General features: G+C 49.3%; 12 protein-coding genes. 1 reads left to right on the top strand and 11 read right to left on the bottom strand.

Annotation, left to right across the window (positions count from 1 at the left end):
- The 3 genes from sufB to OSH01_RS14425 all read right to left on the bottom strand — a co-directional run bounded on the left by sufB (position 1) and on the right by OSH01_RS14425 (position 3,772).
- On the bottom strand, positions 1 to 1,449 hold the full coding sequence (sufB, locus tag OSH01_RS14435) for a Fe-S cluster assembly protein SufB (RefSeq protein WP_266124822.1): 1,449 nt from the start codon (positions 1,447 to 1,449) through the stop codon (positions 1 to 3).
- Entirely contained in the window at positions 1,449 to 1,940 is a 492-nt protein-coding gene (locus tag OSH01_RS14430) for an SUF system Fe-S cluster assembly regulator (protein ID WP_266124821.1), read from the bottom strand. The genes sufB and OSH01_RS14430 overlap by 1 nt, the downstream gene beginning before the upstream one ends.
- Before the next feature lie 68 nt (positions 1,941 to 2,008).
- On the bottom strand, positions 2,009 to 3,772 hold the full coding sequence (locus OSH01_RS14425) for an ABCB family ABC transporter ATP-binding protein/permease (protein WP_266124820.1): 1,764 nt from the start codon (positions 3,770 to 3,772) through the stop codon (positions 2,009 to 2,011).
- Between the two features lie 172 nt (positions 3,773 to 3,944).
- Here OSH01_RS14425 and OSH01_RS14420 point away from each other — a divergent pair, with 172 nt between their 5' ends.
- Positions 3,945 to 5,669, top strand: a complete 1,725-nt coding sequence (locus tag OSH01_RS14420) for an anti-sigma factor domain-containing protein (protein ID WP_266124819.1) — start codon at positions 3,945 to 3,947, stop codon at positions 5,667 to 5,669.
- 44 nt (positions 5,670 to 5,713) lie between these two features.
- Here OSH01_RS14420 and OSH01_RS14415 read toward each other — a convergent pair whose 3' ends face one another.
- The 8 genes from OSH01_RS14415 to rhtB all read right to left on the bottom strand — a co-directional run bounded on the left by OSH01_RS14415 (position 5,714) and on the right by rhtB (position 12,446).
- Positions 5,714 to 6,499: a ferritin-like domain-containing protein gene (locus tag OSH01_RS14415; protein WP_266124818.1), complete on the bottom strand. Its 786-nt coding sequence runs from the start codon at positions 6,497 to 6,499 to the stop codon at positions 5,714 to 5,716.
- Between the two features lie 63 nt (positions 6,500 to 6,562).
- Positions 6,563 to 6,970 (bottom strand): MerR family transcriptional regulator, encoded by a 408-nt coding sequence (locus OSH01_RS14410; protein ID WP_266124817.1) that lies wholly within the window; start codon positions 6,968 to 6,970, stop codon positions 6,563 to 6,565.
- Between the two features lie 87 nt (positions 6,971 to 7,057).
- The gene (locus OSH01_RS14405) at positions 7,058 to 7,375 is read right to left on the bottom strand and encodes an integration host factor subunit alpha (RefSeq protein WP_266124816.1); all 318 of its coding nucleotides are present in this window, start codon (positions 7,373 to 7,375) and stop codon (positions 7,058 to 7,060) included.
- 9 nt (positions 7,376 to 7,384) lie between these two features.
- Positions 7,385 to 9,790, bottom strand: coding sequence for a phenylalanine--tRNA ligase subunit beta (gene pheT / locus OSH01_RS14400; RefSeq protein ID WP_266124815.1), 2,406 nt, complete (start codon positions 9,788 to 9,790; stop codon positions 7,385 to 7,387).
- Positions 9,791 to 9,868: 78 nt separating this feature from the next.
- Complete coding sequence (gene pheS / locus OSH01_RS14395) at positions 9,869 to 10,891, bottom strand: phenylalanine--tRNA ligase subunit alpha (RefSeq protein WP_266124814.1); 1,023 nt, start codon at positions 10,889 to 10,891, stop codon at positions 9,869 to 9,871.
- A 76-nt stretch (positions 10,892 to 10,967) separates the two neighbouring features.
- Entirely contained in the window at positions 10,968 to 11,327 is a 360-nt protein-coding gene (gene rplT / locus OSH01_RS14390; RefSeq protein ID WP_266124813.1) for a 50S ribosomal protein L20, read from the bottom strand.
- Positions 11,328 to 11,342: 15 nt separating this feature from the next.
- On the bottom strand, positions 11,343 to 11,540 hold the full coding sequence (gene rpmI / locus OSH01_RS14385) for a 50S ribosomal protein L35 (RefSeq protein ID WP_266124812.1): 198 nt from the start codon (positions 11,538 to 11,540) through the stop codon (positions 11,343 to 11,345).
- Between the two features lie 282 nt (positions 11,541 to 11,822).
- Positions 11,823 to 12,446 carry a homoserine/homoserine lactone efflux protein gene (rhtB, locus tag OSH01_RS14380; protein WP_266124811.1) on the bottom strand — a complete coding sequence of 208 codons (624 nt, stop codon included), beginning with the start codon at positions 12,444 to 12,446 and terminating at the stop codon, positions 11,823 to 11,825.
- Between the last annotated feature and the right edge of the window lie 16 nt (positions 12,447 to 12,462).

Genomic DNA, 12,462 nt, shown 5'->3' with positions numbered 1-12,462 from the left:
TTAACCTACGCTGCCTTCTAAGCTGAGGCCGAGCAGGTTTTGTGCTTCGACAGCAAACTCCATGGGCAATTCCTTGATAACTTCTTTACAAAAGCCGTTCACAATCATCGAGACGGCATCCTCTGCCGTTAACCCTCGTTGCATCGCATAGAAAAGCTGATCCTCGCCAATGCGTGATGCCGTCGCCTCATGCTCTACGCTAGCAGTGGGGTTTTGCACCTCCATGGTGGGGAAGGTGTGAGCTGCGCAGCGCTTACCAATCAAGAGGGAATCACACTGTGTAAAGTTACGGGCATTTTCAGCCGTAGGGGTCACCCGTACCAAACCACGATAGGTATTGATACCTTCACCCGCTGAAATACCTTTGGAAATAATGGTACTAGTGGTGTTGCGACCCATATGAATCATTTTGGTGCCGGTATCCGCCTGCTGACGGTGATTACTTAACGCTACTGAGTAGAACTCACCCTGAGAATCATCTCCGCGCAAAATCACGCTAGGGTATTTCCACGTAATGGCGGAACCCGTTTCTACTTGAGTCCACGAAATATGCGAGCGCTTACCGCGGCAATCGCCACGCTTGGTGACAAAATTGTAAATACCGCCTTTACCATCTTTATCGCCGGGATACCAGTTCTGAACGGTGGAATACTTAATCTTGGCGTCATCCAATGCGATCAGCTCAACCACCGCAGCATGAAGCTGATTTTCATCTCGCATTGGCGCCGTACAGCCTTCTAGATAACTGACCGATGCGCCTTCTTCGGCAACAATAAGCGTACGTTCGAACTGGCCTGTGTCACGGGCATTAATGCGGAAATAAGTGGATAGCTCCATCGGACATTTCACCCCTTTAGGAATGAAAACAAATGAGCCGTCAGAAAACACCGCTGAGTTTAAGGCCGCGTAATAGTTATCGCCTGGTGGCACAACCGTGCCCAGATAAGGCCTAACCAACTCTGGGTAATCACGCACCGCTTCTGAAAAGGAACAGAAAATAACGCCGACTTCTTTGAGCTGTTTACGAAACGTGGTGGCAACCGAGACCGAGTCAAATACCGCATCCACTGCTACCCCAGCCAAGCGTGCGCGCTCGTGCAGCGGCACACCTAACTTTTCGTAGGTGCGTAACAGTTCAGGATCCACTTCGTCTAAGCTTTTTGGACCATCTGCTTTACTTTTGGGGGCAGAATAATAACTGATGTCTTGGAAATCGATGGCTGGATAATCAGCTATCGACCATTTTGGATAGCTCATGGTCAGCCAATGACGATAAGCTTCTAAGCGCCACTCAAGCAACCACTCTGGTTCACGTTTCTTGGCAGATAGAAAACGTATCACGTCCTCATTCAGACCTTTAGGGATAGTTTCTGACTCGATTTCAGTGACAAACCCTGCCTCGTACTCACGGTCGAGAAAGGTATCGAGATGATCATTGACTGTACTCATTAGGAAATCTCCATGTTGGAGGTACGGGCCTTATTCATGTTTTTCAATACGGTTCCTGGCTGGTGGGTAAGTGGGTGTTCAGACATTGTCGGCTTAACCATATCTGCAACGCTGACTTCTTCAAGAGTACGGCGTACAATATCGTTTATGCGTTGCCAATTACTGCGTATATGGCAATCGGGCTCAACCGAACAGGCGCCTGGGGTAGCAACACACTCGGTTAATCCGAATGGCTGCTCCTCTAGGGCATCAATAATTTGAGCCACACTGATTTGCTTGGCAGGCCGCCCCAGCACATAACCGCCACGGGCACCACGACTGCTAATAACCAGCTTATGCTGACCCAGCATTTTTAAAACTTTGCTGACAGTAGGCTGCCCCAACCCTAATATGTTGGCCAAATCAGATGCGCTGAACACACGTTCAGGTTCCCCTGCCATGTGTGTTAGCACTAGCGTGCCGTAATCGATGATTTTACTGATACGTAACATTCGACTTCTCTGATCTGGTCTAGTAGAAATATAGTACTGCTTTGGTACTATATGCGTCAATTATCCCCTTATGTTCTATGCTGGATATGCCACATCTGCGCATATACGCCGCCTTTTTCCAACAGACAGGCATGACTGCCTTCCTCTACAACCCTGCCGTGCTCCATCACAATAATTTTGTCTGCTTTCGTTACCGTAGATAAACGATGCGCAATAATTAAGGTAGTACGATTTTTGGCGATTTCTGCCAATTGCTCCTGAATAGCATGTTCGGTACGGCTGTCTAATGCGCTCGTTGCCTCATCTAACACCAAAATAGGTGGATTTTTTAGCAATGTTCTTGCTATGGCTACTCGTTGCTTTTCTCCACCGGACAACTTAAGCCCGCGCTCTCCCACCATCGTTTGATAAGCATCTGGCAAGCCCATAATAAAGTCATGGATCCGCGCTGCTCGGGCTACTGCAACCACCTCCTCTTGCGTTGCGCCGGGGCGGCCATAGGCAATATTATGAAAGATCGTGTCGTTAAATAGCACAGTGTCTTGCGGCACCATACCAATATGACTACGTAAACTTTGCTGGGTCAGTGTGCGAATATCTTGTCCGTTAATCGTGACTCGGCCCAAGCTTGGGTCATAAAACCTAAACAACAAACGCACCAAAGTAGATTTCCCTGCCCCCGAGCTACCCACCACAGCAACCGTGTGCCCCGCCGGAATATGCAAACTAAAGTCGTGCAAAATTTGGCGTCTGTCATCGTAAGCAAAGCTTAGCTGCTCAAAACGTATATCTGCCTGGTCACTTGACAGCTCTTGTGCGCAAGGTTGATCCGCCACTTCTTGTTGGATAGCGAATAGGGCAAACATACGCTCCATATCGGCCAAGGAGTTTTTTATTTCTCGATAGACGAAACCCAAGAAGTTCAACGGGGCATAAAGTTGTGTAAGAAAAGCAGACACCAACACCACGTCTCCTATCGTCATATGGCCAGCGACCACCTGCTCTGCGGACAAAAACAACAGCGCCGTGACTCCCAAAGATATAATCGCGCCTTGACCCACATTTAATGCGTTTAGCGATAATTGATTACGCACCGCCGCTTGTACCCATTTGTCGAGTTGCCTTTGATATCGCTTTACCTCGTAGTCCTCATTGCCGAAATACTTTACGGTTTCATAGTTTAATAAGGCGTCCATGGCCTGCGTATTTGCACGACTATCTAACTGATTCATCGTACGGCGATAGCGCAAACGCTTTTCTGTGAAAAATAAGGTGAAACAAATATAGATAGCTATAGTAAATAAGGTGACACCTGCAAACCACCAGTCGTAGCGCCATAATAGTATGGTCGTCACTAAAGCAAGCTCTAGCAAGGTGGGCAAAATATTGAATACGGTAAAGTTGAGTAAAAAGCTAACCCCCTTAGTGCCACGCTCTATATCGCGACTCAGGCCTCCAGTCTGCCTGTCCATATGAAAACGCAGCGATAACTGCAATAAGTGCGCAAAAATCTGGGTCGAAATCCGTTCTACCGCCCCTTGGGTGACGCGAGCAAATAAAGCATCGCGCAGCTCTCCGAAGAACCCACTGGCCAGGCGCACCAAGCCGTACCCAAGCAAGGCACCGACAGGTAGCACCAATAACGAGGGCGCCACATTTAAACTATCGACAATTTGTTTAAGCCACAATGGCATGGCAACCGTCGCTAACTTGGCCAGCACCAAGCAAAGCAGTGCTACGCCGACCCTAAACTTGAAGCGCCACACATAGGGCAGCAAAGAACGTATGGTGTCTAGCCCGCGGCCAGAGGTAGATAAAAAAGAAGTAGACAACGTTAACTCTGCCCATAGGTAAAAACGACGAGCCCTATTGTAGGCCTAGCGAGCCAGCCAATTGGGAGCGTCCGTAGAACATGCTCAATTTCTGCACTTTGTTACGCGTATTAAAGTCGCGAAGAGCATACAATAAGCCCTTCTTCTCTTCCGACTTAAATAAGCAATCGGTATGTCTGCTCGCAACTTCAATTACTCCGTCACTCTAGGGGCCATGGCGCAAAAGCAGCCCACAGCCCTAGACGCCCTGTTCTATCAGGAAGCACCTATTATGCTTGCCTTATCGCACAGCGTGCTCCAACGTCGTGTGGAGGCCGAAGAAGTATTGCGTGAAAGCTTTATGTTGTTATGGAAGAATGCCGCAGGTTATGACCCCACCTTGGGGGACGCCCGAGCTTGGCTATACAGCATTTTACGTTTTCGTCTGCAAGCCCGCTCTAAGGCCCAAGCTACTGACAAACCCAGCACCGTTAGCAATTTACCTGACATTCGCCCTGATGCTCAGCATCACCTCATTTTAGCCATAGGCGAATTAGAGCCCGTTCAGCAACGAGCTATAATCTTGGCTTACCTGCAAGGAAAGTCCTACGACAATCTGAGCCTGCTATTAGGCCGCCCCACCGCACAACTGCGTATACAAGTGCAACAAGGCCTACAGCAGGTCAGTCAGCAATGTATACCGAACACTTATCAGCTGGATCAGCGCCAAAGCACGCTTATTGCCGAGTATGCACTGGGTTTGCTCAGTAGCAGCGAGCTTACTCAAGCACACGCGCTCCTGCAAAACAACGATGATGCAGCACGCCTATCCTTACAATGGGAACAGGCTCTGCTAGAGTTAGTCGACTTTCTCACTCCCATCACCCCTACTCCTACCGGCCTGGCCCATATATACCGCAGCCTAGATCTAGGGGTGCCCCAAAAAAGAACGCTTCATAACCCCTCCCCTAACGCCAGCATCGAAGCCCAAGCACAAGAAGCTACTGCTGTTGCTGCAGAGGCTATTCACCCTGCCTCGACGTCACGGGCGACAGCAGAACATACGATTGGTGAGTCCAAATCCCACCCTGCTGAGAATCCTGCCGTTATACATGCATCGATCACTATCGATCAGGACGATGTCCCCCCCTCCTACTCTAGTTTATTGCGCACCGATCAGAGCAGCCAAAACCTAGGTAGCGCCGAGCCCCACAAGCCTGAGCCCACTTCAGCCACTACAGCTACTGCTCCTGAAGCGACCACTGCCCCTAAAGGGCCTATAAGTCGCTTGCGGAAACGTCGCCAAGAAACGATCGCACAAAATAGTGTGCTGTCTGAAACGCCCATGCCCGAACCAAGCGTTGAAACTGGGCATAGTGTTAACTCCCCTGGAATCACTCATTTAGAGCGTCAGCTACCCGCTGTGTTTTGGCCTGGCCTTTGCGTGGGGCTCTTGCTGCTGAGCGTACTTCTGGCGTATCAGTGGTACCGAGAGGCTCGCATACCGAATGTTACCGTAGTAGAAATGCAGCCTGTACAAGGAGCTATACTGCAAGCCCCCGGACTCTCCTCATCACCCGCTTGGTCAGTAACTGTAGACCCACAGGGCAATGTCCTGTTGATTCCACAGGTGCACACAGAAGTACAGGCTGAGCAATCAGTTCAACTATGGACACAAGCCCCCGGCCAAGCAAACAGCCGCTCTTTGGGCTTGATCGATCCCAATCGTCCCATTACCGTTCCTGCCGCCTTAGTTGAGCGATTAGAAAATGGACAAATCTTTGAAATGACGTTAGAGCAAGCGGGTGGTTCGGACACCGGGCAGCCCCAAGGGCCTGTGCTTTATATAGGAAGTATCGTGAACTTTGGCAAGTTGCCGGTATCGAACCCAAGCGGTACTCCACCACAACGATCTTGAACACACAACGGCAGTCTTGACGCATCAGGCAAGACTGCTTTTTGTTAAGCTTGCTCTTCCAGAGCCTGCAGTTCGCGCTCAGTAAAACCTGCCTCAAGGCGCGCTGGGCGATTAAAAGGACCGCGCAAACGAGGCGCACGATGTTGTTTGGCTAGTTGCTGGTAGGTATCAAAATCACAGCGCTCCTGTTCGCGACATAAGCGCCGGTACCAATAATTACCCAATGCAACATGGCCTACCTCATCACGCAATATTACATCTAGAATCTGCGCCGCCTGTTGATCTCCAGCTTGGGCGAATTTTTCTCGAACGACTGGGCAAGCATCTAAGCCACGGGCTTCCAGCGTGCGGGGCACGAGTGCTAAACGAGCCAGCAAGTTGTCTTTCGTGCGCTCAGCCATTTCCCATAAGCCGTCATGACAAGGGAAGTCTCCATAGTTAAAGCCTAAAGTACTCAAGTGCGCTTGCAACAAACTAAAATGCAAGGCCTCTTCTTTAGCCACGGTCAACCAGCCACCATAAAATCTATCGGATAAGTTGGGGTAACGCCAAATAATATCCAAGGCCAGGTTAATAGCATTGAATTCAATATGCGCCAATGAGTGCACCAAGGCCGCCCTACCCTGTAGTGTATGCACAGAACGCCGCGGCACTTTCTGGGGCAAGACAAACTCTAAGTGACTAGGCCTGCCAGGGATCCCCCCCGGGTCTTGAATAGACTGCTCAGCCCCAACCGGCAACTCTAGATGCAAGGCGTTCACAGCGTCTACTTTTTGCAGCGGATCGGTCAGCAACAAGGCTTCCAGTGCAGCTAATCTGAGAGTATTCATAGCATAAGAAAAAGACCGACAATGCCGGTCTTCTTAAAAAATCAAATAAAACTAATTGAGCGCTTAACTTTGCCCCGAGCCACCCAAAGAAACCTCAATCGCTTTATCAAGCATAATTTGTATCGCGAGTAAGTCATTACGCAAATGCTGCAACTCAGATCCACTTAAGCGTACAGCCGCTTCCGCGTCAAAAGGCACATTGGGTCCATCACCTAAACGATTACGAGCGCCGCTTATGGTGAAGCCTTCGTCATACAACAAGCCACGTATACGTCGAATCAATAAAACCTCGTGGTGCTGGTAATAACGACGGTTGCCACGCCTTTTGACCGGTTTGAGCTGCGTGAACTCCTGCTCCCAATAGCGCAGGACATGCGGTTTCACACCACATAAATCACTTACCTCACCGATAGTGAAGTAGCGTTTGGCAGGGATAGGCGGCAAGCTTGCCGTATTTTCATTCATGCTCATAGGCCTCTTTACTCTGTTTGAGACGATGATTCTACACCTTCGTGCAAGAAAGTCTGTACGCAAACGTAGCCATCATTCTCGTTCTGCTTATTCAACTGTGTCCGACTCACCTGCAGTTTCCACTAAGCTTTTCAATTTCTGACTAGCATGGAAGGTCACCACTCGACGTGCAGAGATAGGGATAACCTCGCCTGTTTTAGGGTTACGCCCCGGACGGGGAGGTTTATCACGTACTTGGAAGTTGCCAAAACCAGAAAGCTTAACTTCTTCTCCCTGAGAGAGAGAGTCTCGTATTTCCGCAAAAAAAGTATCGACAATATCTTTGGCTTCGCGCTTGTTTAAACCAACCCGTTCGAATAACAATTCCGCCAGATCTGCTTTGGTTAAGGTACGTTCTACGTTCATGCTGTACTCCTAGGCGCGCACTTTAGCTTGGTGTTGCTGCATAAGTTGCTGCAGAATCAATTGCATACATGCGTCTACCCGAGCATCTTCCAGGGTACTGTCATGGTCTTGCAACCAGAAACGTAAAGCCAAACTTTTTTCTGTAGCATCTGGGCTTTCACGCCAGACATCAAATAGCTGTACATCTTTAATGATAGCAGCTTGCTCTTGCTGTGCTATCACTTGTTCAATTGTGTTACGCAGGCTTTGGTATTGAACTCCTGACTCTACCCATACGGCCAAGTCACGCACTACTACAGGTTGCTTAGAGAACCCTTGGGCCTGAACCACCTGTTGCTGCGCAATGGCTGCCATATCCAACTCAAATACTACCGGAGCTTTGTTTAAATCAAAGGTAGACAACCATTGAGGGTGCAGCTCACCGATCAAACCAATTTCCTTACCGTGAAGCATTACCTTAGCGCTACGCCCAGGATGTAAAGCAGGATGTTCAGTGGGCTCGTAACGAGTTGACGCTGCATGCACCCCGAGCAGATTTTCCAAATCACGTTTCACATCATAGAAGTCCACATGGCGATCCGCCTGCCCCCACTGCTCAGCGACCACCCCTCCCCACGCTGCCGCAGCAATACGGTTAGGTTGATTAACATGGGCGACCGTCAAAGGGCCGTCGACCACATGTTGATCACGCATGAATACGCGTCCTAATTCAAAGACTCGTACGCGTGGTTGGCGCCGCTTAGCATTATGCTCAATATTTGCAATCAAGCTGGGAATCAAGCTAGAGCGCATCACCGCCAGTTGGCTAGCAATAGGATTGAGCAGACGAATTGGGTCAGCATTGCCACAAATTTTGGTTTCCCAATCCTCTTGCACAAAAGAGAAATTGATCACCTCTTGGTAGTCTTGTGCCGCTAAGGCGGCGCGCAAAGCGTGTGGGCCACGCAAGCCCTCTGCATCAATACACATCTGAGCAGCGGCTACAGGAGGTAAATCAGGAATGCGCTCAAAACCATAAATACGCGCTACTTCTTCAATTAAATCCTCTTCGATATTTAAATCAAAGCGATAGCTAGGAGGCGTTACATGAAAAGTGTCATCGGTATAGCTAAAGCCCAAACCCAAACTGGTAAAGATGGCAGCCACCTCGGCCTGCTCAAGTTTGATTCCCAGAACCCGTTGACAACGCGCTAGACGCATAGACACAGAAGGCCGCTGTGGCAACTGCACCACTTGATCATCTACTGGACCCGCTTGCCCACCGCAAATTTCCAAAATTAAAGCCGTGACGCGTTCCAGATGCTCGGGAATGGAGGCGAAATCAACCCCGCGCTCGAAGCGGTGACTGGCATCGGAGGAAAACTTATAACGGCGTGCACGGCCCATGATGGCCTCTGGCCACCAAAATGCCGCCTCTAGGTAGATATCTTGGGTGTCCAATGTGACCGCACTATCTTCGCCACCCATAATACCCGCCATACTACATGGTACGCCGTTAGAAGCTATTACACCCACATCGGCATCCAAGACCACCTCTACACCACTGAGCAACTCTAGCTTTTCACCAGCAACAGCCCAACGCACTTCTAGGCCTTGATTTACATGCTGTAAATCGAAAACATGCGTAGGACGTCCGAGTTCTAACATCACGTAGTTAGAAATATCCACTAATGCTGAGATAGGGCGTTGTCCACTACGAGCTAAACGCTGGCGCATCCAGTCCGGTGTGACCGCACGTGCATTCACGCCCTTAATCACGCGACCCGCGAACCTGCCACACAAATCTGCGTCCTGCACTTTGACGGGCAAGGTGTCGGGAATCGATACAGCAACAGGCTCATATGCAGGCATATGCAAAGGCTCACCTGTTAAGGCTGCCAATTCACGCGCCACGCCTAATACCGATAAGCAGTCTGCTCGGTTAGGAGTCAATTTAATTTCAATGATCTGGTCATCTAGGTCTAGAGCTTGACGTAAGTCCATACCATTTTCGCACTGAGCAGATAAAACCAGTAGCCCTTCATGGTCTTCCGACAGGCCCAGCTCTCGCGCCGAACACAACATGCCAAAAGACTCCACGCCACGCATTTTCACGGGACTAATCTTCATTCCGCCCGGTAGCTCGGCGCCAATACGCGCCACCGGCACTTTAATGCCTTGGGCTGCGTTAGGTGCACCACACACGATCTGCAAAGACTGACCAGAGCCGTCATCCACCTGGCAAACTCGTAAGCGGTCTGCGTCAGGGTGTTGGGCTATGGAGGTGATTTCACCCACTACAATCTGGCTAAAAGCGGGTGCAGCCGGCTGCACCTCTTCCACTTCCAACCCAGCCATCGTTAGGCGGTGGGTTAGCTCTTCGGTATTGATAGGCGGGTTTACGAAACGGCGTAACCAGGATTCTGAAAATAACATGATGAATCGTCTGCAACGTTAAATAAGGCTGTAATGGACAAGGCTCGGTCGACTGTCAGCACCAAGCGTAAGCAAGCTCTAGCGGTTGAACTGCTTCAAGAAACGCAGATCACCTTCGTAAAACTGACGTAGGTCGTTCACGCCATAGCGCAACATGGTTAAGCGCTCAAGGCCTGAGCCAAACGCAAAGCCAATATAACGCTCGGGGTCCAGACCAAAGTTGCGCACCACATCAGGATGCACTTGCCCAGAGCCAGAAATTTCCAGCCAGCGCCCTTTTTTCGGGCCTTGCGTGAACATCATATCAATTTCAGCAGACGGCTCGGTGAAAGGGAAAAATGACGGGCGAAAACGTACGACTAAGTCATCGCTTTCAAAAAATGCCCGCAAGAAATTCGTATATACCCCTTTTAAATCAGCAAATGAAATATCTTCGGCAATCCAAAGACCTTCCACCTGATGAAACATAGGGGAGTGTGTAGCATCGCTATCTACACGGTATGTGCGCCCAGGAGCAATCACTTTAATAGGTGGGGTATGCTGACGAGCATAGCGCACCTGCATAGGACTGGTGTGTGTGCGTAGCAAGTAAGGCAAGCCTTTATCGTCTTGCATGTCCACATAAAAAGTGTCTTGCATGGAACGCGCTGGGTGATTTTCAGGGTTATTTAACGCGGTAAAGTTAGTCCAGTCGTCTTCTATTTCAGGACCATCGGCCACTTCAAAACCAATTGAGCGAAAAATAGCCTCTACACGTTGCCAAGTCTGAATGACTGGGTGTATACCACCCATGCCCCGACCACGACCCGGCAAAGTCACATCAATACGCTCAGCCGCTAGGCGGTGATTTAACTCATCGGCTGCCATCTGAGCACGACGATCCGTTAATAGGGATTCAATTTCCCGCTTAACTTGGTTAATCCGTGCACCTTCGGCTTTCTTTTGCTCCGGCTCTAATTGCGCTAGCCCTTTCATGAGTGCGGTGATCGCACCTTGTTTACCCAGAAACTTCGCTTTCGCATTTTCTAGCGAGGCAGCATCCTGAGCCTGTGCAAACAGACTTTGTGCCTGAACAATGAGATCTTCTTGCGTGGACGTCATGTAGTGTTACTTCCCAAAAACAAACGGAGCCCCTAAAGAGCCCCGTTCGCGAACTAGACAAATTGAATTGCTACACTTAGGCTGCCAAAGCGTTCTTCGCTTGGGCAACAATGGCGGCAAAACCGGCTTTGTCGTTAACAGCTAAATCGGCCAGTACCTTGCGATCCAGCTCAATAGAAGCCTTGTTCAAACCTGCGATGAACTGGCTGTAAGTCATGCCCAGTTCACGGCATGCAGCATTAATACGTGTAATCCATAATGCACGGAATACACGTTTTTTGTTGCGGCGGTCACGGTAGGCATATTGACCTGCCTTCATGACTGCTTGTTTGGCTACGCGAAATACGTTACCGCGGCGACCACGGAAACCTTTGGCCTGAGCCATTACTTTCTTATGACGATTGCGGGCGTTAACGCCGCGTTTTACTCGTGACATATTAGTGCTCCCTTATCAAGCAAAAGGCATCATTGCTTTGACTGCAGCGACGTCCGCTTTATGGACCTCAACTGTGCCACGCAACTGACGTTTGTTTTTGGTCGTTTTCTTAGTCAAGATGTGACGTTTGAACGCCTGACCACGCTTGATTGAACCACTACCACGAACCACAAAGCGCTTAGAAGCACTTTTTTTGGTTTTCATTTTAGGCATGATATTACTCAGCTAATTTGTGACTGCAGGTGATTGCCCCACAAACAGACAATGCTTGCTTAACCTAACAGACACTTATTTTTCTTTTGCCAAAAACGCATTTAAAAGCAAAGCAAATAAAGTTACGTATTCCGCAAAAGCTATTGATTATAAGGCGAAAAATAAATTCCTGTCTAGCTTTCCTACTAGAAAAAACAAAAACTGCGGCGTCCACGCACACGACTAGTCGTATCACCCGGTAAACCGTACAGACTTCTATGCTCGAACCTAGTGCTTAGCCACTTAGGACTTTTTGTACAAGGCCAGCATTAGGGCCGCAACGATAAAAAAAGAGCCAAAAAAACGGTTCATCCGTTGCATACGCACAGGTGAGTTCACCCACCCTTTAAACTGACTTGCTAAGGCAGCATAACAAAACATCACCACAACATCGGCCAAAATCAGTGTCGCGCCCATCACGCATAGCTGTAACGCATAAGAAGAAGCGTTGTAGCTAGATAGAAACTGGGGAAATAAGGCGACCAAAAATACGGTAGCCTTAGGGTTAGTTAGATTAACTAAAGCAGACTGACAAAATTGTTGCCTGGCTGTTAACGAATGACTCCCCGTCACGTGCAGCGCATCGGTGGAGCGCCACTTCTGTACACCTAACCACAACAAGTAAGCTATACCCACCCATTTAATGGTTAAAAAAGCCAAAGCAGACGATGTTAATAAGGCTCCCAAGCCCACTGCAACGACCAGTATCTGAACCGCATAACCCAACTGCAAACCCATAATCGTGGGCAAACTAGCTTTAACACCATGACGTATTCCGCTATTCATGGTGCTAATCGCCCCCGCGCCGGGCGAGATACTGATCAGAAACGCTGCCATTAAAAAGGTGAGCCATAGGCCTATACTCATCTTTGCCTCTGCTAGG

Origin of the sequence: Alcaligenes endophyticus (assembly GCF_026344035.1) — a bacterium.
Taxonomy (GTDB): domain Bacteria; phylum Pseudomonadota; class Gammaproteobacteria; order Burkholderiales; family Burkholderiaceae_B; genus Alcaligenes; species Alcaligenes endophyticus.
The sequence above is the reverse complement of the archived record's forward strand: the minus strand, read 5'-3'. Positions and strand labels throughout refer to the sequence as shown.